The 20,765-nt window shown below is 44.2% G+C and carries 18 protein-coding genes; 4 read left to right on the forward strand and 14 right to left on the reverse strand.

The genetic code is table 11. From position 1 onward, the window contains the following. Positions 1-8: 8 nt before the first annotated feature. Positions 9-1,346, reverse strand: coding sequence for an omega-aminotransferase AptA (gene aptA, locus FE810_RS15850; protein ID WP_138321445.1), 1,338 nt, complete (start codon positions 1,344-1,346; stop codon positions 9-11). A gap of 148 nt (positions 1,347-1,494) precedes the next feature. Between aptA and FE810_RS15855 the strand changes: the two genes are divergently transcribed. Beyond that, positions 1,495-2,412, forward strand: coding sequence for a LysR family transcriptional regulator (locus tag FE810_RS15855; RefSeq protein ID WP_138321447.1), 918 nt, complete (start codon positions 1,495-1,497; stop codon positions 2,410-2,412). A 98-nt stretch (positions 2,413-2,510) separates the two neighbouring features. Beyond that, positions 2,511-2,720: a DUF2970 domain-containing protein gene (locus FE810_RS15860; protein WP_138321449.1), complete on the forward strand. Its 210-nt coding sequence runs from the start codon at positions 2,511-2,513 to the stop codon at positions 2,718-2,720. Between the two features lie 51 nt (positions 2,721-2,771). Here FE810_RS15860 and FE810_RS15865 read toward each other — a convergent pair whose 3' ends face one another. From FE810_RS15865 to FE810_RS15900, 8 genes are all read right to left on the reverse strand, one after another. Beyond that, positions 2,772-3,602, reverse strand: a complete 831-nt coding sequence (locus FE810_RS15865) for a Dam family site-specific DNA-(adenine-N6)-methyltransferase (RefSeq protein ID WP_138321451.1) — start codon at positions 3,600-3,602, stop codon at positions 2,772-2,774. Positions 3,603-3,622: 20 nt separating this feature from the next. After that, complete coding sequence (gene aroB / locus FE810_RS15870; protein ID WP_212744525.1) at positions 3,623-4,711, reverse strand: 3-dehydroquinate synthase; 1,089 nt, start codon at positions 4,709-4,711, stop codon at positions 3,623-3,625. Between the two features lie 3 nt (positions 4,712-4,714). Beyond that, positions 4,715-5,233, reverse strand: a complete 519-nt coding sequence (aroK, locus tag FE810_RS15875) for a shikimate kinase AroK (RefSeq protein WP_138321455.1) — start codon at positions 5,231-5,233, stop codon at positions 4,715-4,717. Between the two features lie 195 nt (positions 5,234-5,428). Continuing rightward, positions 5,429-7,492, reverse strand: coding sequence for a type IV pilus secretin PilQ (locus FE810_RS15880; protein WP_138321457.1), 2,064 nt, complete (start codon positions 7,490-7,492; stop codon positions 5,429-5,431). Positions 7,493-7,494: 2 nt separating this feature from the next. Next, on the reverse strand, positions 7,495-8,031 hold the full coding sequence (locus FE810_RS15885; RefSeq protein ID WP_138321459.1) for a pilus assembly protein PilP: 537 nt from the start codon (positions 8,029-8,031) through the stop codon (positions 7,495-7,497). Beyond that, the gene (locus FE810_RS15890; protein ID WP_138321461.1) at positions 8,031-8,633 is read right to left on the reverse strand and encodes a type IV pilus inner membrane component PilO; all 603 of its coding nucleotides are present in this window, start codon (positions 8,631-8,633) and stop codon (positions 8,031-8,033) included. Before FE810_RS15890 ends, FE810_RS15885 begins: the two co-directional genes overlap by 1 nt. Further along, on the reverse strand, positions 8,633-9,244 hold the full coding sequence (locus tag FE810_RS15895) for a PilN domain-containing protein (protein WP_138321463.1): 612 nt from the start codon (positions 9,242-9,244) through the stop codon (positions 8,633-8,635). Before FE810_RS15895 ends, FE810_RS15890 begins: the two co-directional genes overlap by 1 nt. After that, positions 9,232-10,311: a pilus assembly protein PilM gene (locus FE810_RS15900; RefSeq protein ID WP_138321465.1), complete on the reverse strand. Its 1,080-nt coding sequence runs from the start codon at positions 10,309-10,311 to the stop codon at positions 9,232-9,234. The genes FE810_RS15895 and FE810_RS15900 overlap by 13 nt, the downstream gene beginning before the upstream one ends. A 309-nt stretch (positions 10,312-10,620) precedes the next feature. Here FE810_RS15900 and FE810_RS15905 point away from each other — a divergent pair, with 309 nt between their 5' ends. After that, positions 10,621-13,215, forward strand: coding sequence for a penicillin-binding protein 1A (locus FE810_RS15905; protein ID WP_138321467.1), 2,595 nt, complete (start codon positions 10,621-10,623; stop codon positions 13,213-13,215). Between the two features lie 103 nt (positions 13,216-13,318). On the opposite strand, the gene argH is transcribed toward FE810_RS15905, so the two are convergent. Genes argH through argC form a run of 5 tightly spaced genes read right to left on the reverse strand, consistent with a single transcriptional unit; the run spans position 13,319 to position 19,222 of the window. Continuing rightward, the gene (gene argH / locus FE810_RS15910; RefSeq protein ID WP_138321469.1) at positions 13,319-15,208 is read right to left on the reverse strand and encodes an argininosuccinate lyase; all 1,890 of its coding nucleotides are present in this window, start codon (positions 15,206-15,208) and stop codon (positions 13,319-13,321) included. A 1-nt stretch (position 15,209) separates the two neighbouring features. Beyond that, on the reverse strand, positions 15,210-16,430 hold the full coding sequence (locus tag FE810_RS15915) for an argininosuccinate synthase (RefSeq protein ID WP_138321471.1): 1,221 nt from the start codon (positions 16,428-16,430) through the stop codon (positions 15,210-15,212). An 8-nt stretch (positions 16,431-16,438) separates the two neighbouring features. Then, entirely contained in the window at positions 16,439-17,347 is a 909-nt protein-coding gene (locus tag FE810_RS15920; protein WP_138321473.1) for an ornithine carbamoyltransferase, read from the reverse strand. Positions 17,348-17,378: 31 nt separating this feature from the next. Continuing rightward, entirely contained in the window at positions 17,379-18,152 is a 774-nt protein-coding gene (argB, locus tag FE810_RS15925) for an acetylglutamate kinase (protein WP_138321475.1), read from the reverse strand. Then, on the reverse strand, positions 18,149-19,222 hold the full coding sequence (gene argC, locus FE810_RS15930) for an N-acetyl-gamma-glutamyl-phosphate reductase (protein ID WP_138321477.1): 1,074 nt from the start codon (positions 19,220-19,222) through the stop codon (positions 18,149-18,151). Before argC ends, argB begins: the two co-directional genes overlap by 4 nt. Before the next feature lie 362 nt (positions 19,223-19,584). Between argC and argE the strand changes: the two genes are divergently transcribed. Further along, positions 19,585-20,733 (forward strand): acetylornithine deacetylase, encoded by a 1,149-nt coding sequence (argE, locus tag FE810_RS15935; RefSeq protein ID WP_138321479.1) that lies wholly within the window; start codon positions 19,585-19,587, stop codon positions 20,731-20,733. Positions 20,734-20,765 lie beyond the last annotated feature (32 nt).

Raw genomic sequence — 20,765 nt, forward strand, 5'->3', positions numbered from 1 at the left:
GCACCGGATTATTCCGTTTCGCTCAGGGCGTCCCCCAAAGCGTTCACTAATAAATCCACTTCGTCCTCAGTGGTTGAAAACGGCAGTCCAAGTTGAATCGTATCGCCGCCATAGCGAACGTAAAAACCTTTTTGCCAGCAATTCATGGCAATTTCATAAGGGCGTAAGGCCGGTTGGCCATCTTTGGCGGCAATGGTTAAACCGCCAGCGAGACCGTAATTACGAATATCGCTGACATGGGACATTCCCTTTAAGGAATGCAACTTCTCGGCAAAGTGCGGTGCTAAATTAGCGGAACGTTCAATCAGTTGATCATTTTCAAGGATATCAAGAGTCGCAAGCGCCGCAGCACAAGCAACCGGATGGGCTGAGTAGGTATAGCCATGGGGTAATTCCAGCATATATTCCGGGCCACCGGTTTCCATAAAGGTATCGTAGATTTCCTGTTTGGCGATCACGGCGCCCATCGGCACAACACCATTGGTGATTTGCTTGGCGATGGTCATTAAATCCGGAGTAACATCAAATTCTTCGGCGCCGGTTTTATTGCCAATACGCCCAAATGCGGTGATCACTTCATCGAAAATCAGCAAGATATTATGGCGATCGCAAATTTCACGCAGTTTTTGCAGGTAGCCTTGTGGTGGCGGAATAACACCCGCGGAACCCGCCATCGGCTCAACAATCACGGCAGCGATATTGCTGGCATCATGCAGCGCGATCTGATCTTCTAATTCGTTTGCAAGGTGAGCGCCGGTTTGCGGCATTCCTTGGGTAAACTTGTTTTCCTCTAACATGGTATGAGAGAGATGTATGGCATCGATTCCCTGGCCATAAAGAGCCCGATTCGCGCCGATCCCACCGACACTAATGCCGCCCCAGTTAACGCCATGATAGCCTTTGGCACGTCCAATAAAACGTGTCTTGCTTGCCATACCTTTCTTGCGCCAGTAGCCGCGAGCCATTTTTAAGGCCGTTTCAACAGACTCTGAGCCGGAACCTGTAAAGAATACGCGATTTAAATTTTCTGGCATCCATTCGCTAATACGATGGGCAAGTTCAAAAGATTTTGGTTGGCCAAATTGAAACGCCGGAGAATAATCCAATGACAACGCCTGATTGGAGATCGCCTCTGCGATTTCCCGACGCCCATGCCCTGCGCCACAAGTCCATAAACCGGATAGGCCATCGAAAATTTTACGACCGGCACTGTCGGTGTAATAACGACCCTGAGCACCGGTGATCATTCTCGGGTCTTTTTTAAACTGGCGATTACCGGTAAAAGGCATCCAGTGAGATTCAAGCTGCTCGGGACTCAGGCCGCACATATTTTTATCTGTTTTCATTATCGTTACCTTTTGAACCACAGGCCGTTTCTGGTTGAGAACTGTTTATCGACTCAAATCGATTTCTTTAGCTATTATTGACAAAAACATAGATTATTAAATCCATATTTATTAAAGTTAAGTTAAGTGAATAATTAACTATAAGCTTATGGGTAAAAACACAACCTTGTTGCCGCGCCAATTAGGGGATAGTCATATTCGCCTTTTGAGGATTTATAAGTCTGTCGTTGAAAACGGCGGCTTTGCCAATGCCGAAGTCGATTTGAATATTTCAAAACCGGCGATTTCCCAGGCCATTAGCGAACTTGAATCATTACTGACAATGCGACTTTGCCATCGTGGCAGAGCTGGGTTTTCACTCACCGAACAAGGACAGCAAGTTTACCAGTCAACGCTGCAACTGCTCACCAGCCTGGAAACGTTTCGAACCCAGGTAAACGGGATAAACACAGAGTTAAGCGGTGAACTGAATATTGGCATTACCGATAACATGGTGACCGTGCCAGAAATGCGGGTTACTGAAGCGTTGCGTCGACTCAAACACCAGGCGCCGAAAGTCACTATCAATATTTCGATGATCCCCCCGGATGAAATAGAGTCCGGGATCCTTGACGGGCATTTACATATCGGCATTATTCCGCACCTTCGTAGCATTGCCGGTCTTAACTATATAAAGCTCTATCAGGAACGATCACTACTGTATTGCTCTGATACCCACCCCTTGTTTGATAAAGATTTAAGCAGGATCAGCGATCAGGCGTTAGCGGGTTATGATGCCGTGGCACCGACCTACCCGCAATCGTTGGCAATTAAACAACAACAGAATCTACTTAATGCAACCGCAACTTCGACCGATAGAGAGGGTATTGCCTTTTTAATACTCACTGGCCGGTATATCGGATTTTTACCGACACACTTTGCTGACCGTTGGGTAAAAGAAGATAAGATGCGAGCAATCGATGAGCATAATCGTAGTTTCGCCACTCAGTTTAGTGCGATTACCCGCAAAGGAGCGCGCAGTAATTTAATATTAGAAGCGTATTTGCAAGCATTGCTAAACACTTGAGCGGCAACACAGAATAAGCGATGCTAATACTCAAGGTGTTAATTCTTTAAAGCGACAATGAACAATTCAGCTCCCTTGGGGTATTAGGAACAAACAACATGAGCAAACCGGCGATAAAACAAAAATCAGGATTAATACGCACCATCGTTAGTGTCTTGGCGGCGTTTATTGGTGTCCAGAGTGATAAGAATCGTGTTGAGGATTTTGAAAATGGCAGTGCAATACAGTTTATCGTTATCGGTTTAATTGCTGTCGTAGTATTTGTACTGACGTTGGTTTGGATTGTTTCGTTGGTATTAAACAGCTAAGCCAATATTTAAACCGTGTCGAGTGTAAACTCATCTACGTTTTCGATTTATTCAGACTTTTGGTTTATACAGCGCAAGCAACTCTCCAACCTTATTGCGCTTACTGCCTTTTTGGGAAATGGTACGAGCAACTTTAATCGCTTTAATTTTATCCGCGTGCTCGTATATCTTGCGCGTCCATATCGTATCGTGGTTAGAAATTAATACGGTAACGCGTTTTTGTTGTGTTATCTCTTCTGCGGCATTGGCTAAATCTGCCTGTTCGTCAAGACCAAAACCATTACCAGCATAACTGGTAAAACTCGCGGTTTTACTAAGCGGCACATAAGGCGGATCACAATAGATCACATCGCCATCATTAGCACGGGCAAACGTATCACGATAGCTTTCACAAACAAACTCAGTCACCTTAGCTTTCTCTGTAAACGCTTTTAATTCGTCTTCAGGGAAGTATGGCCGTTTGTATTTACCAAAAGGTACATTGTAACCACCCTTACTGTTATAGCGACACAAGCCGTTATAACCATGGCGATTCATATAAAGAAACAGTAAAGAGCGTAAATACGGGTCATCCGTTTCGTTAAATGTCTTTCGATTCAGATAATATTGATCCGCGTCATTCTGTTCTGGCGTGAACAATGCTCTCGCGTCTTCAATGAACTTGGCGCTATCGTTCTGCAACACTTTGTATAGATTGATGAGATCACGATTGATGTCATTGAGGAGATATTGTGAATAATTGGTGTTTAGATACACACTTGCCGCACCAGCAAAAGGCTCGATTAAGCGGCTGCCTTTAGGCAACATCTTACTAATCGTGTCACTTAGGGTATATTTACCGCCTGCCCACTTTAAAAAAGCACGCTGTTTCTGCTGGCTCATTATTCTTATTGTTATTTATTTCATTGAGTGTCGGTCAGACATTCAATTACTTGGGCTAATTGCTGCTGGGTAACATCGTCGAATATATCACACTGGCCGAGTTTAACCGGCAGAATAAGGCGGATGTTGCCATTCATATTTTTTTTATCACGACGCATATGACGGATAAAATCTTCAAATTTCATGCTCGCTGGCGCGCGTACCGGTAAATCAAACTGTTGGACTAGCTCAGTAACGGAAGCGACATCGTCGCCATCAATTAATGTCAAATCATGCGCTAATTGCGACGCCATCACCATACCGGTAGCAACCGCTTCGCCATGCAGCCATTTGCCGTAACCTAATTCGGCTTCAATCGCATGACCAAAGGTATGGCCTAGATTCAGATGGGCACGAACGCCTGATTCTTTTTCATCGCGCGCAACAATGTCGGCTTTAATGGCGCAACAGTGCTCAATCATCTTCGCCAGTGCTTGAGAGTCTTTGTTTTTAATCGCCTGTTGATTGTCATTTAACCAGTCAAAAAACGCTTTGTCCGCTAATACGCCATACTTAATGACTTCAGCCATCCCCGCTGAAAATTCTCGCTCTGGCAATGTCGATAAGGTATCTAAATCAATAAACACTGCCTTGGGCTGGTAAAAAGCACCAATCATGTTTTTCCCTAACGGATGATTAACTGCTGTTTTTCCGCCGACAGAAGAATCAACCTGGGATAATAAAGTGGTGGGTACCTGAATAAAATCAATACCACGTTGGTAACAGGCTGCTGCAAAGCCGCTTAGATCGCCAATGACCCCGCCACCCAAAGCGATGATGGTCGAATCGCGACCATGACCTTGCTCAAGCATATGTGCCATGACTGCTTCAAAGTTTTGTAAATTCTTACTGGCCTCACCATCTTCAAGAATGATTTCATCAATTTGAAACTGGCTTAAGCTTTGTTTGATAGTATCGAGATAGAGAGGTGCAACGACTTCGTTGCTAATGATGCACACACGCTGGGAACGTATATATTGAGAAAGCAGGTTAGCGTTAGACAATAACCCGCTTTCAATAAAAATTGGATAGCTGCGTTCATCCAGTGAAACCGTCAGGCTAGCCATAATAAATTAGAAGTCCAGTCGTTCGATGATTTTATTGGCGACAATTTTAGCGCTTTGATCATCCGTTTGAACGATTACATCAGCGATTTCCTCGTACAAAGGATTACGCTCTACCGCAAGGTTTTCTAATACTGTGCGCGGGTCTTCTTTGGTTTGAAGTAATGGACGACGACGATCACGTTGCGTTCGTGCAACTTGCTTATCGATGGTCGTTTCCAAATAAACAACAATGCCACGAGCGGACAAGCGGTTGCGGATTTGCTGACTTATCACGCTGCCACCACCAGTGGCCAGGACGATGCCTTGCAAAGCCGATAAATCTTCGATTACCGTTTCTTCCCTAACACGGAACCCTTCTTCACCTTCAAGATCAAAAACCCAAGCAATATCTGCTCCAGTGCGACGCTCAATTTCCTGATCCGAGTCAAAAAACTCTAGGTGTAATTTTTCTGCCAATTCGCGGCCAATTGTGCTTTTACCGGCACCCATTGGGCCGACTAGGAAAATGTTACGTTTTTCTGCCATGAGATTACTTTAATACTCGTAAAATTGTTTAGTTAACGGGTTGAGGACACTCCTCGAAAAAATTAAGGGCGCAATTATCGCAATTCTTCTGGGTTAATTGCAAGTCATGCGCCGTTTATTTACCGAAAACTTAAACTTCGGGGTTCTAACGGTTATACCAAGTCTAAAAGATATGTCATCTATCTAGAAATAGTATTATAGAGACTCTGTAACAATTCTAGGCGTTACAAAGATTAGTAACTCTTTTTTCTCGTTAAATTCACTGCTGGTTCTGAACAACCAACCTACATACGGTATATCACCCAAAACTGGAACTTTCGAAACCGCATTGATAATTTGCTGCTGATAAATACCACCAAGAACGATAGTTTCACCATTATTTACCAATACCTGAGTCGCAATTTCCTGAGTATCAATCGCCGTTGCCTGACCAGTACCTGTCTGTACCGTATCACCACGGGTATCTTGAGTGATAACTAAGTCTAGTATAATACGATTATCCGGTGTAATTTGCGGGGTTACACGTAAACCAAGTACCGCTTTCTTAAATGTAACCGACGTTGCACCAGAAGATGCTGCCTGTACAAACGGAATTTCCGTACCTTGTTCAATGTATGCTTCTTTTTGATTCGAGGTGGTAATTCTCGGGCTTGCAATAATTTCACCCTTGTTTTCCTGCTCTAAGGCAGAAAGTTCAAGGTCGAGAATGGTACCGTCAGCTAAGCGTGCAACCTGAAATGCGATGGTGCCAGCAGGGCCAGAAATCGGCAAGTTGACGTTAAGACGTTCATCAATACCCGGAATCACTCCTGTATTGGCCACATCGGCACCGGTTAATGTCCCGGAAGTCGCAACATCACCACCGTTATGGGTCATGCCCCAGCGTATGCCTAAGTCTTCACTGATGTTGTCTTTGACGGTAACCATGCGAGATTCAATTACGACCTGGCGAATTGGGATATCCAGTACCGTAACCATGCGTTTGATATCTTCGATACTTTTCGCAGTATCTCTGATTAACAGGGTATTGGTACGCTCATCGACCGTGACACTGCCACGTTCTGACAACAAACTGGTACCTTCATTTTTTAATAATCCGGCAAAGTCCGCCGCTTTGGCGTAGTTAATTTGTACATATTCGCTATACAAAGGCGCCAATTCAGAGACCTGTTGCTGTGCTTGCAAATCACGTGCTTCACGGGCAATGAGTTCATCATTTGGTGCAATCATCAGGATGTTGCCATCCATGCGTTTACCTAGGCCTTTAACTTTCAGGATGATATCGAGCGCCTGGTCCCACGGAACACCGTCTAAACGCAAAGTAATATTACCATCTACCGTATCGGACGTTACTAGGTTAAAGCCGTTATAATCGGCGATAATTTGCAATACCGTACGAATTGGAATGTCTTGGAAATTCAGGGAAATGGCTTTGCCATTAAAGTCTTCGCCATTTTCCAGATACGATTTTTTCGCTTCCATTTCTTTAATGGATAAAGAGAAAATATTATCGACCTGGTTGTGCTCGAAATCGAATGGACGATCCGTTTCAATCTCGACCCGGGCGTTATTCCCTTCTTTAAAGGTTTCGATGCTAGTCACTAATGTACCAAAATCAGAAACATCGAGTTTGTACAATAGATCTTCAAGAATGCTGGTATTGTGGAAAACCATTTCGATTTTGCCTAATACTTCTTTCACATCGACTAACGACTTGCTGTCATCCAAAAATACCAGTACTTGTCCGGCATTCTCTTCGCCTTTTCGAAAATCGATGGCCTGAATATTATTAATAAATCCAGAATCATCGTTGCTCGCTACAGGTGCGTCATCGTAACTATTGAGACCGTTTAAGAGGATAACGAACTTACCCTCGACAATCCCTGTTTGATACAGTTTCAAATCATCGAGATAAATATCCGCAGTCACTTTACCTGCGCTTTTTTTAACACGAATGTTTTTGATTCCCGCATGATTTACATCTGTCTGAGTTAGCGGTTCAACAAAGTTGACGGCATCAAAGATAATTTGAATACGGGCTGGATCAGTAAACGTTTTTACTTCTGGCTCAGCACTTAATGGTTCATTAAAACCAAATGTAAATTCGATTTCATCAGCCAATAACGTATTGTAATAAATGTCATTTAATTCGGTTTCTGCTCTGGAGGAAAAAGATACTAATATCAATAAAGCAGTAAATAAAACACCAAGGGTCTGGCGTGCCGCACTGCGGCCTGTAATATAATTATTATTCTTCATAATTACGAGTTCCCTTGCCCCTCTTGATCCTGGTCAATCATACTTAACGTAGTCTCACGTTCTACCCAACAGCCTGCGCCATCCGGTATCAATTCAACAATAATGACTTCTTCCTGGCCAACATTGGTAATGCGTCCATTATATAAGCCCAAATAACTCCCCACGGATACACGATGTAACGTCGTATCTGATGCCTCAACTAAGGCCCAGATAAACCCTTCATCTCCGAGGGTACCTCGCATGTTAAGGCTTTCCAGCGCAAATTTTTCCAGGGGCTGCTTACGCCGCATTGGATCCGGATGCAGACAATCAGTCATTTGTTGCATTTTTTCCTGAATGGCTTCCGGTTTTGGTGCAACGAAGGGACTGCGCAGTGCAAACGCGGAATAATCGAAATGATTAAACTCCGCTAGTGTTGGCATAGGCTCTATCTTGCTGGTCGTCGTTGCCTTAACATGTTCTGTATATGCCTTGATGTCTGTTAGATCATCAAAGCAAGCCGATAAGAAAAATACGGAAAGTAATACTAAATAACGCATTATTTACTCTCCCTGTATTTGTACGTCTTGGCCTGTAATTTCAAACTCAGAGAATTATCGTCACCCTTAATATCACCAATTATGGTGAAATCATGAAGTGTTACGATCCGCGGTAACCCCGCGACTTTACTAACAAATTCTCCAAAGTCATGGTAACTGCCAGAGACTTCAACTTCAATGGGTAATTCAACATAGAATTCCTGTGGAATTTCCGGCTGCCAGTTTAATTTCTTAAAATCAAGGCGACTGGTAGTACCGACAAAGGTAATATCATCCAGTAGTCCCGGGGTTTCATGGCTTTCTGGTAGACGTTTAACCTGATTACGGAATAACTCTTCCGCTTCTTCCATCTGATCGCGAAATTGTTCAAGATTCGCCGCAACTTTGTATTTCGATTTATATGAAATGCGCAATTCGGCTTCTTTTTTCACGACGGTTTCTAATGCGGCTATCTTATCATTCACTAATAGATAAAATGCCATGGCACCAAGCAATATCACCATAAACAACGCTAACAACGCTTTGGCGGCTTTTGGCCATTGGCCGATGTTGTTTAATTCCAGGTTATCGAACTGGGACGTGTCGAAATTTTTAAAATCCATTATCGACCCCCAACATTTTTACGTTTGCCACTGCCGTTGCGGTTAGCATTGATTCGTTCTTCATCATCAAGCAAACCTTTAATGCGTAGCGTCATTTTAAAATCGCTTAGTAGCGTATTGCCACCGGTGCTGGCGGTAATCGACTCAAGTTCAGCATCCGTCAGTAACTCAGAACTTTGTACTTCACGAATCATGTTCGCCAGATGGTTGTTCGACTCACTCTTACCGATGATGGATAATTCCGCGCCATTTTTTTCAACACGTACAAGGTAGATCCCAGAAGGTACAATTTTGGCCATTTCATCCAGTACCTGGGTACCGACATTACGACTTTTCTGCAACTGCTCAATAAGCTTCATGCGCTGAATCAAATCTTTTTTCTTCTGTTCCAGCGTATTTATTTCTGCAATTTTGGTATCAAGAATTTTTATTTCATTGGTCAAATACTGATTTCGAGCCTGCTGGCCGTCAATGCGAGCCTGAAAATACGAACTTATCAGGAAGAATACTAAAAAGGTGCTCAGCGCCAGAAATGCCAAAATTGACAAATATTGCTGTTGTTGAAGCCGTTGCGCCTCTTCCCGCCAAGGGAGAAGGTTTATATGTGGCATGGTGAAAAACTCCTTAACGCTAGTCCAGAAGCAACCATTAGTTGGGGGGCGACTTTAGCAAGTTCTATTTGGTCGACATCAACACTTATACTCATGTTGTTAAACGGATCAGCAACTATCGTATGAATACCCAATTCCGTGGTCAGTAACTCTTTGATGCTTTCCAGATTGGCTGAACCACCAGAAACCACCAGATAATCAAGCTTATCTTTACCGCTAAACGTCAAATACATTTGAATGGCTCGACGAATTTGTTGAATCAAGGTTGTCTGGAATGGAGCCAGAACCTCGAAGGTATAGGTTTGCGGTAAATTACCGGCTAATTTTTCCCTTTCCGCTTCTTCGAAAGACTTGTTGTAATAAGAAACAATTGAGCGGGTATATTGTTCCGACCCAAATAACTGATCTCTCGTATAAATATTTTTACCATCTTCCGGGACGGCAAACAAGGTCATCGTCGCGCCAATATCGATATAGGCAACTACTTTTTCTTCTGCATCGTCTGGCAACATGGGAGTACAAAGTTCGCTGGCTCGCGCGAGTGCAAAGGACTCAACGTCTACGACCTTGGTTTGAAAGCCTCCGGTTTCCAGGGAAGAAACCCGAGCTTCGACTGTTTCAGTACGTACCGCACTTAACAGAATGTTATTTTTGCTCGGATCGGCTTCATTGACTTCGATTTTTTCAAAGTCCAGGCTTACTTCATCGAGTGGATACGGTATGAGACTGTCGGCTTCAATTTCGATTTGACTGGCAAGTTCATCATCGGTCAGAGATACGTCCATATAAATGGTTTTGGTAATCACGGTTGACCCTGAAACAGCAACAGCGGCGCTGCTAACCGAAGACATGACTTTTTTGCGAATTTTACGTATTACCGCACCAACCGCTTCGATATCCTGAACTTTGCGTTCTACGATAGCACCTTTTGGCATTGGCTCAATCGCATAGGCGTCTAGTTGAAACCCTTGCGCGCCTTCGCTAATCAGTACCGCTTTTACAGAATGCGAGCCAATGTCTACCCCCACCATTAGTGAGGCATTTTTATTCCATAATTTACTTAGCATAACTTCCCATACATTTTGTTATTAATCTTTGCTTGGGGGCTCTGGATTATCCTGTGTTCGCTTTTGCAATTTTACTCATTGCTGGTGAGCGACTTTCCCTTACGCCTTCCGTGTGACAGTTTTTCACAATCGTTATTCAGAGTTGTAAAAAATCAAACACTTGCACGACATCTTACAGGTAGATGCCATAACGGTTAACGCCATTTAACCATAAGTTACAATAAAAATACATTTATTGACACGAAAATACCGATATACTATGGGTATTAGGGACACAAACTTTATAAAAATTCTATTGGAATCAGTTAAGTGGTATTGATTAAGCGTCTATTACAATTTTCTTTATTGGTCGGAATCATCGGAATAATAACCCTTACAGGGTTTTATTTTCATATGAAAGATGACTTACCCAGCGTTGATGTTCTCAAAGATATCGAATTACAAACGCCAATGAAAATATATTCTGCCGAAGGCGAATTAATTTCACAATTTGGCGAAAAAAGACGAATTCCGGTAAAACTCGAAGACATGCCGCAGCAACTTATCAATGCGTTTCTTGCGACAGAAGACAATCGATTTTATCAGCATTTTGGTGTCGACCCAGTGGGTATGGGCCGAGCCATTTGGGGACAGTTAATCGGCGTTCACCGTGGTGGTGCATCAACCATAACAATGCAAACTGCGCGGAATTTCTTTTTAACCCGAGAACAAACCTACACCCGTAAACTGCGGGAAATTTTCATCTCATTGCATATGGAAAGCCTGCTAACCAAAGATGAAATTCTCGAGCTATATCTTAATAAAATTGAGTTAAGTCACCGGGCGTTCGGTGTCGGTGCCGCGGCGCAGGTTTATTACGGCAAACAACTGCAAGACCTGACGCTGGGTGAAATGGCAGTCATTGCAGGATTGCCTAAAGCACCGACGACTTACAATCCTATCAGCTCACCAACACGGGCTAAATTTCGTAGAACCACAGTTTTACAACGGATGCTTGCCAGCGGTTACATTACCGAAGATGAGTATTCGCAAGCAAACAATGAAGAAATTAAAACCAAGCGCCATGGTGCGCAAATCGAATTAAGCGCTCCTTATGTGGCCGAGATGGCCCATAAAAAAGTCCTTGAAATGTACCCGCGCGATATCGCTTACAACGAGGGTTTTAAAATCTATACGACGGTATCAACACCATTGCAGCGCGCCGCCAAGGCGTCGGTGTTGAAAAATATCTATGCCTATGATGAGCGACATGGTTATCGTGGACCGGTAAAACGGTTGTGGATCGATAAGCAACATCGTGATGTCTTATTGGCTAGGTTAAGCCAAAGGCTTACCGATCAAGAGCTTTCCGATTTAATTGCGCTGTTAGATGTATTGCCTGAAACTGAGCTCGAGGAAGAGCAGATCGTTGAGCAATTACAAGACGTTGAAACTTATCAAAATTTGTTTGCCGCGGCGGTTATGGAAGTCGACGAACAACAGGCCTTAGTGTTATTAAAAGACCAGTCCCGGGTGATGCTTGAATGGGATGGCATGTCCTGGGCTCGTGCCTTTCTTGGTGATAAACGTCAGGGACGAGCACCTAAAACCGCGGCGGAAATATTGACGCCGGGTGAAGTGGTTTATCTGCGCAAAAATGACACTGGATTACAGCTCAGTCAGTTACCGGATGTTTCCGGAGCCGTTGTTGCGATATCGCCGGATTCAGGCGCGATTATTTCCAGTGTTGGTGGCTACAGTTTTAAACAAAGCCAGTTCAACCGAGTCACTCAGGCAAACCGTCAGGTTGGTTCAAACATTAAGCCATTTGTGTATTCTGCCGCGTTAGAAAATAACTACACATTAGCGAGCGTGATTAATGACGCTCCAATTAATCAGTGGGATCGCCGTTCAGGTTTTACCTGGCGCCCCAAGAATTCCCCGGCCGTTTATGAAGGTCCGTTGCGAGTTCGTACCGGTTTAGCAAAATCCAAAAACGTAATTTCCGTACGCTTGTTGCGCGGCATTGGTCTTGAGACGTTGATTAATCACTTGTCTAAGTTTGGTTTCGATCGTGAAGAACTGCCACGCAATGAATCCATCGCTTTGGGTTCGGCATCTTTGACGCCGTTGCAAATCGTCACCGGTTTTGCCGCATTTGCCAATGGCGGCTACCTTGTTGAGCCTTATATCATCGACCGTATCGAAAACCGTGAAGGCGAAGTCATTTATCAGGCAAACCCCAAAATGGCCTGTTACTCCTGTGAGTTGGCACAACTTGAATATGCCAATAACCTCGATACCTTAGATAACATCGATTTAGAGTTACTTACTCAACCACTGGCCAAACGCATTATCAGTCGTCAAAATGCATTTTTGATAGCTGATGCGATGAACTCAGTGATCTGGGGTGGTGGCGGTGACTGGTCGGAAGGAACTGGATGGTCGGGAACCGGTTGGCGCGCCAAGCAATTAAAGCGTCGTGATATCGCGGGTAAAACCGGTACCACCAATGAATCCAAAGATGCCTGGTTTACCGGATTTAGTCGCCGTATCGCAGCGAGCTCCTGGATAGGATTTGATGATCCCAAGCGTAATCTGGGTCGCACAAGCTCCAACAGTAACCTTGAAGCCGGGCAAACCGTAGGGGCAGAAGCGGGAGCAAATGCCGCACAACCGTTTTGGATAGATTTTATGGCCACGGCGCTTAACAATTATCAAGTTGAGCCGTTTGAGCAACCGGAAGAGGTCGTCTCGATTCGTATTGATCGCTTAACCGGCAAGCGCAGTGACAGAACCGACAGAAGTTCGATTTTTGAATACTTTATTAAAGGCACCGAGCCGACACAATGGTCAGCCCAGGAAGTACTGGCGACGGCGATTGAAGGGGAAGTAGAAGAAGCTCCTGAAGACGAGTTGTTCTAGTATTGGAATCGAATAACCGATAGAAAAAAGCCCCTTTCGGGGCTTTTTTCTTGGGCGAGCATTTAGTTAAACAACCGAATCTTTTAAGGGATTAAGCAATTCCTTAAACCACTTCGTTAATTTCAATTGCATTTAGCATTTGCGGCATCGAATGATGGTCACTTAAGTGATATAGCAAAGCTTCTTCATCACAGTTATCCTGTTTAGGACAAAGATCACAGTCCTTCATTACCTTTTCCGGTAGTGTATCTTTATCACCAGGATTAAACCCAAGGTTTTCAAAGAACGTCGGTTTACGAGTCAGCACGAAGACCTTCAATAGTGACATCGCTTTCGCGCGATCTAATAGATATCGACATAGCTGTTGTCCATATCCCTTACCTTGATGATTCACGGAAACACCAAGTGAGCGAATTTCTGCAAGCCCGGTTGAATAGACATACAATGCAGCGCATGCACAGACTTGTCCATTGACTTCAACAACCGCAAAATCCCGAATAGAGCGGATCAGATCCTCTTCGCCACGAGGAAGGTTTTCTTCCCGTGAAGACCAGTAATTCACTAACTTGACGATGGCACGAATGTCCGTCAGTTTAGCGTCTCGCACCACATACTTGGCACTACCAAACTGATGACGATTCTGCTCAATCACTTTTTCAACGGGCTTGATACCGGTACCACCTAAGATACTGCGTTTATTCACCAGATATTCAAGCTCAAGAATTGGATACACATCGTCTTCGATTAAATCTGAAAACTGTTGGAATTCATCAAGACGTAGATTTTCAAGCGGTAAACGTTGATTGATCGCATAAAGCACAACTGCACCGGTGATCTCATGGGCCGTTCTGAAAGGCACACCTTTAGAAACCAGATAGTCAGCGAGCTCGGTCGCATTCGCATAACCTTCCCTGGCCGCTTTTTGACATGCTGCGGAATTCAATTCAATAGAATTGACCACCTCTTTCATCATGATCAAACAATTGGACCATTGTTCAAGCGCATCAAATAAACCTTGTTTATCCTCTTGCATATCCTTGTTGTACGCCAAAGGTAAGCCTTTTAGCGTCACTAACAAAGCCTGCAAGGAACCAAACACCCGACCTGTTTTACCGCGCATTAATTCAAGCGCATCAGGGTTTTTCTTTTGCGGCATTAACGAACTGCCCGAAGTCACCTGATCGCCTAAGGTAATAAAGTTTGCTTCACCAGAATTAAAGAAGATTAAATCTTCAGCAAATCGAGACAAATGCATCATCCCGGTACTCGCGGCAAATAATAGGTCTAGCACATAATCACGATCAGATACGGCATCCAATGAATTCATACAAGGACCATCAAACCCTAATGATTCGGCCAATTGATAGCGATCAATGTCATAGGTGGTGCCCGCTAATGCGGCACAACCTAACGGTGATTGATTTAAACGCACCCGGGCATCTTCCAAGCGCGAGATATCACGTTTAAGCATTTCCACATACGCCATGCACCAATGGGCAAATCGCACCGGCTGCGCTCGTTGTAGATGGGTATAACCCGGTAAAATATGATGCTTGTTGTTATCGGCAAGGTTTAACAACTCCTGCACACACATGGTCAAAGTTTTCAGCAAAATATCCACTTGTTCACGGGACCATAGGCGTAAATCCGTCGAAACCTGATCATTTCGACTTCTTCCCGTGTGCAACTTACGAGCAATATCGCCAAGGGTCAGGGTTAATTCAGATTCGACCCAAGAATGAATGTCTTCTGCACTGGATTCGCTAAAATCGACCTCACCATTTTCAACTTTGGCAGCAAGATCTAAAAGACCCTGCTCCATTTTTTGTTGTTCTTCAACCGTCAACACACCAGCTTTTTGAATCGCTTTCGACCAACCGATTGAGCCTTGAATATCTTGTTGGACAAGCACATGGTCAAACGGCAAGCTATCATTGAACGCTTTAAAAATGTCACTACTACCGGATTGAAACCGGCCACCCCATAATGCCATGTTATTTCTCCTGAGCCTTTAAGGCTGCAATACGGCTGGATAGGCTGAATAAACGAATAAAGCCTTCAGCATGTTTTTGATCATAGACGTCATCTTCGCCAAATGTCGCAAACTCTTCTGAATATAAGCTATTTTCAGAGCGACGCTGGGTGACAACTGCCTGACCTTTATAAAGTTTAACGACGACATCACCACTGATTTGCTCAGCGAAAGATTCACAAGCCGCCAGCTGAGATTTTGCTAATGGCGTAAACCAACGACCGTCATAAATCACATGAGAAAACTCCAGACCGACAGACTCACGGAACTTCAGTGACTCTTTATCAAGAATTAAAGATTCCAATCCTTTGTACGCAGCCATCAGTACGGTACCACCCGGGGTTTCATAGCACCCTCTGGACTTCATCCCAACCAAACGATTTTCAACGATATCAATGCGACCGACGCCGTGCGCAGCCGCTTTGTCATTTAGATAAACCAATGCTTGATATGGTGATAATGCCTGACCGTCAACTTTTACTAATTCGCCTTTATCAAAGCTCAAAGTAACAGAGCCGGGTTCATTTGGCGCATCCATTGGGTCGACTGTCATGGTCCACACTTCTTTCGATGGCTCGCACCATGGATCTTCCAGCTCGCCACCTTCGTGAGAAATATGCCAGGCATTGGCATCTCGAGAATAAATTTTAGTCAAAGAAGCGGCACAAGGAATATTTCGCTCATCGAGATAGTCCAGTAAATCTTCACGTGAAACCATATCCCACTCACGCCATGGCGCAATCACTTTTAATTGTGGTGCCAGGGCGGCAAAACATGCTTCAAAACGAACCTGATCATTGCCTTTACCGGTACAACCATGACAGACCGCATCCGCACCAACTTTTAGCGCCACTTCAACGTGAGCCTTAGCGATAACCGGGCGAGCCATCGAGGTACCTAGCAGATACTGACCTTCATATACAGAACCGGTTTTTAAAATTGGGTAAATATAGTCTTTAACAAACTCTTCTTTTAAATCAACAACATGGCACTCACTCGCACCAGACGCAATGGCCTTTTCCTGAATACCAATAAGTTCTTCGTCACCTTGACCTACATCGGCACAAAACGCGACGACTTCACAACCATCATAGTTTTCTTTTAACCAAGGAATAATCGCAGATGTATCTAAACCACCGGAATATGCTAAAACGACTTTTTTAATATTTTGACTCATAATCATACTTCTCATTAATCTTGTAATAGGGTTACCAGCACGGCGTTTTGCGCCCACATGCGGTTTTCAGCCTGAACGAATGCCAAAGACTGGTTGGAATCGAATAAGCTGGTTGTAATTTCCTGCTCCAGATGGGCCGGCTGACAATGCATCACGGCACTGGCGCCTGTTTTCGCCATTAGAGATTCATTAACCTGAAATGGCATAAATATGTTTAGAATATCTTCAACCTTAGTGTCATCGCCCATAGAAACCCAGGTGTCGGTATAAATTGCCTGTTGCTCGCCGATATCATTAATATCATGACAAACCTTAAATTTCGCCCCACTTTGGGTCGCTAATTTATCCGCCTGTTCAATAAATTCCTGACTGGGTCCATGCCCCGGTGGTGTGACAATCGTGACATTGGCGCCTAAGATACTGCCCATTAGCATCAAAGAGTTGGACACATTATTGCCATCTCCAACATAGGCAAGATTAAGGTTTTCAACACTGCCAAAGGTTTCGGTTAAACACTGAAAGTCTGCCAGCGCCTGACACGGGTGATATTTATCACACAAAGCATTAACCACGGGTATCGAGGCGTGTTCTGCCATCTCTTGTAAAACCTGATGGTCAAACACTCGAGCGACAATGGCATCGGCCCAACACGCTAAGTTTTTCGCAACATCTTTAACCCGTTCACGCTTACCTAACTGACCATTTTGCTGGCCAATATATAGGCTGTGGCCGCCTAACTTGGCAATCCCGATATCGAGGCTGACATGGGTACGTAACGACGGCTTTTCAAATAGGGTAACGATCGATTTCCCTTTTAGGACCTGGTTATAGTTACTAGTGTTCTGTTTAATATCGATGGCCAGCTTAATCAGTTGTTCCAGTTCTGACTTGCTCAACTGTGTATCTGCAATAAAGTGTTTCATTGACAAAGTATCCTGTAATTTTAGAAAGTTTTTATTCGTTGGGATCAATGCGGGTACCGAGTAATTCGCCTTGATGCAGTGTTAATAACTGCTCCGGGGCTTTCCAACTGGTAACCGCGATACTTCGTCGTAATCGGGTAGCTGCGACAAAGGCAGCGTTTACTTTAGCGATCATGCCACCGGCGATGATCCCTTGTTCAATTAATTGATTCGCCTGTTGTTGATTCAGCGAAGCAAGATAATCTCCATCCGCACCTTTTACACCGGCGACATCGGTCAGTAACAACAACTCACCATTGACAAGCTCACTAATTGCAACGGCGGCATCGTCGGCATTAACGTTCACCAACTCGCCATTTTCAAGCTGGCCGATAGAACAAATAATTGGCAGCATATTGGCATGCAATAATGATTGCGTAAGTTCTGGATTTGCCGGTGCAGGGATACCGACCTGCCCGAGTTCTTTGGCAGCCGGTTGGCACGCAACCATCGCGCCATCATGCAAGGCTAAACCGACAGCGTTAATCTGCTTACTGTTCGCCTGTGCGACTAACTGTTTATTGACAGTTCCAGCCAAGGCTCCGGTAATCAGCGGCATATGCTGTTTCGCACTCACTCGCAAACCGTTAATTTTATCGCTACTAAATCCAGCTTGCGACAAATGTTCATCGACGATACAACCGCCACCATGGACAATAATAACGCCACGTTTTTGCTGAAGCTGCGCCAGCACAGTAAACAACTTATCGAGCGCCAACGGGTTTTCCATGATCGCCCCGCCAATTTTAATGACTAGCGGGTTCATGCGTTCACCTCAGTGTTAGTTTGCGCATTCGCGATCGTTGCAGGTGTAACCAGCGACAAGGCGACTGGTTGTTGCATCGCCAGATTAAAACATTGTATCGCTTGAGAAGCCGCGCCTTTCAATAAATTATCAATTACACAGCTCACTACTAAAATTTGTTTCGATTCATCATATTGCCAATGTAAGTTGGCAAATGGGGTATTGCTGACATCATCAATTTTTGGCCAGCCTTGGGTTACCCGAACGACGGCGTTTTGCTCTGTTTGATAAGCCTGGTCATAGGCCTTGTTTACATCCTCATTGGTCACATGAGATTGACAGTGAATTGTCACGGTTGCCATCAAGCCGCGTTTAAACGGTGCCAGGTGAGGATTAAATATCACGGGATGACCGCACTCCTGAGAGATTTCTGGTTGATGTCTGTGTTGCAACACATTATATGCGGTCAGGCTTACTTCATTAAATGAAGAGGCAATCGATGCCTTGCGGCCTGCGCCACTCACGCCGCTGATTCCATTGACGATGATATGCACATCTTTCTGTTGCAGGTTTGCGTTGGTAATCGGTTTTGTTGCCAACAAACTTGCAGTGGGATAACAACCAGGAACGGCAACAAGATTCGCTTTCGCGATTTTATCAAAATTAAACTCCGCAAGACCATAAACGGCGGAGTCTAAAAGATCTGGATAATTATGCTCAAAGCCATAGTAAGCTGGATAGTCCTCAGGCTGATTTAAGCGAAACGCCCCAGACAAATCAAAAACCTTAATATCCTGCTCGAGAAATGCACTCGCCCATTGTTGCGAGTATTCGTGGGGAGTCGCCATAAATACCGCGTCTAAATGCGCGCCATTTTGTGCCAACCACTCTCCATTGAACGCTTGCAGCGCTTGTTCAGAAAACTTAGATGTTGCCTGAAAACGTGGGTAAAGCGTTGAAAAAGCCACATCTTTGGAAGTACTGTTTTCAGACACCAAAAGATGCATCTCCTTAATTAAGGGATGCTTGGCCAATAAGGCTATCAACTCTGCACCAACGTAACCGCTGGCTCCCACCACTGCTATTTTCACGAAAACCTCAACTTACTCTACTTTTTATTTGGAATTAAATACGCTAACAACCGGTTCAATAAACTTTGATGCACTTTGCTAGACTTGTTTTTGAAGCGGTGATTTTTACCAGCCTCGCATTGAATTTACGTAAACTGAATAAAAAACCACTTTGTGAATATTTATTCACTATTAAACTCAGCCAAGTTAACAACCGACGAATAATTCACCAACCCCGTACAACTAACAGCAATCATTAACAATAATTTTGAATATAGGTGAATCAAATAATGCTAGCCAGAACTTTTTTGGTTGTTTACACTGAAAGGCGAAAGATAACAATTAATGGGAATTTATGCAAGAAAAGAGCATAAATATTATAAATGGCTAATTTACCCGAATTTACCCAAGCACTTAGTGAAATAATCTCTGTACCGTCAATCAGTTCCTGTGACTCCGGGTGGGATCAATCCAACCAAGATGTGATTCACCTTTTGGGTAATTGGTTTGCTGATCTTGGCTTTAAAATTTCCATCCAACCGGTTCCTTCAAGCCCCGGAAAATTTAATTTATTGGCGCAGTTAGGTGAAGGGGAAGGCGGACTATTACTGAGTGGTCATAGCGATACTGTGCCCTTTGATGAACAGCGCTGGGGCAGCGACCCTTTTAAAATAATCGATAAAGACGATAAGTTCTTCGGTCTGGGGACTTGTGATATGAAAGGCTTTTTCGCCTTTATTTTACAGGTTTGTAAATCACTAAACGCTGGCGCTCTGAAAAAGCCCTTATATATACTGGCCACTGCCGATGAAGAAACCACGATGGCCGGTGCCCGTTTCTTTGTTGAACAAGAACTGATTCGACCCGATGTCGCAATCATTGGTGAGCCCACCAGCCTTGAACCCGTGGTTATGCATAAAGGCCATATGTCACATCGTATTAAGGTACAGGGAAAATCCGGTCATTCAAGTCAACCGGATAAAGGCGTGAATGCGATTGAAATCATCTACCACGTAATTGAAGTGTTGATGTTGCTTAAGCAAAATCTGCAACAAAATTATCGCAATGAAGCGTTTACCGTGCCACAGCCGACACTGAACTTCGGTGCCATTCGTGGCGGTGACAACGCCAATCGTATTTGTGGTGATTGCTATCTCGATATCGACATTCGTTCATTGCCGGGCATTAAGGATGAAGAATTGTTGAGCTGGCTAGCGGATGCTTTAAAACCCGTCGCCCATTTGTATCCAGGAAGAGTTCATTTAGAGGAGTTGCATCCCAGTTCACCGGCATTTGCACAGGAGAGTACCAGTGACTTGGTAAGCAAGGCAGAAGCGCTTACCGGACATTGTTGCCGTGCCGTAAATTATGCAACGGAAGCACCATTTATCCAGCAACTAGGCTGCCAAACGTTAGTGCTGGGGCCTGGTTCTATTGATCAGGCGCACCAACCGGACGAGTTTCTCGCGTTTGATCAAATTCCACCAACACTCAATTTGTTAACCCGATTGATCAAAGATTACTGCATGTAAGCGCAACGCGTCAGAGCGTTTGTGTACCTTCT

It is taken from the genome of Thalassotalea litorea (genome assembly GCF_005843925.1).
GTDB classification, from domain to species: Bacteria; Pseudomonadota; Gammaproteobacteria; order Enterobacterales; family Alteromonadaceae; genus Thalassotalea_A; species Thalassotalea_A litorea_A.

Excerpts from the sequence above, each read along its gene's own strand:
- FE810_RS15855 (WP_138321447.1), top strand. The coding sequence starts at position 1,495 with ATGGGTAAAAACACAACCTTGTTGCCGCGCCAATTAGGGGATAGTCAT.
- argB (WP_138321475.1), bottom strand. The coding sequence starts at position 18,152 with ATGAACCCGCTAGTCATTAAAATTGGCGGGGCGATCATGGAAAACCCG.
- FE810_RS15895 (WP_138321463.1), bottom strand. The coding sequence starts at position 9,244 with ATGCCACATATAAACCTTCTCCCTTGGCGGGAAGAGGCGCAACGGCTT.
- FE810_RS15860 (WP_138321449.1), top strand. The coding sequence starts at position 2,511 with ATGAGCAAACCGGCGATAAAACAAAAATCAGGATTAATACGCACCATC.
- FE810_RS15920 (WP_138321473.1), bottom strand. The coding sequence starts at position 17,347 with ATGAAACACTTTATTGCAGATACACAGTTGAGCAAGTCAGAACTGGAA.
- FE810_RS15880 (WP_138321457.1), bottom strand. The coding sequence starts at position 7,492 with ATGAAGAATAATAATTATATTACAGGCCGCAGTGCGGCACGCCAGACC.
- FE810_RS15900 (WP_138321465.1), bottom strand. The coding sequence starts at position 10,311 with ATGCTAAGTAAATTATGGAATAAAAATGCCTCACTAATGGTGGGGGTA.
- FE810_RS15915 (WP_138321471.1), bottom strand. The coding sequence starts at position 16,430 with ATGATTATGAGTCAAAATATTAAAAAAGTCGTTTTAGCATATTCCGGT.
- aptA (WP_138321445.1), bottom strand. The coding sequence starts at position 1,346 with ATGAAAACAGATAAAAATATGTGCGGCCTGAGTCCCGAGCAGCTTGAA.
- argH (WP_138321469.1), bottom strand. The coding sequence starts at position 15,208 with ATGGCATTATGGGGTGGCCGGTTTCAATCCGGTAGTAGTGACATTTTT.
- FE810_RS15890 (WP_138321461.1), bottom strand. The coding sequence starts at position 8,633 with ATGGATTTTAAAAATTTCGACACGTCCCAGTTCGATAACCTGGAATTA.
- argE (WP_138321479.1), top strand. The coding sequence starts at position 19,585 with ATGGCTAATTTACCCGAATTTACCCAAGCACTTAGTGAAATAATCTCT.
- FE810_RS15865 (WP_138321451.1), bottom strand. The coding sequence starts at position 3,602 with ATGAGCCAGCAGAAACAGCGTGCTTTTTTAAAGTGGGCAGGCGGTAAA.
- FE810_RS15885 (WP_138321459.1), bottom strand. The coding sequence starts at position 8,031 with ATGCGTTATTTAGTATTACTTTCCGTATTTTTCTTATCGGCTTGCTTT.
- aroK (WP_138321455.1), bottom strand. The coding sequence starts at position 5,233 with ATGGCAGAAAAACGTAACATTTTCCTAGTCGGCCCAATGGGTGCCGGT.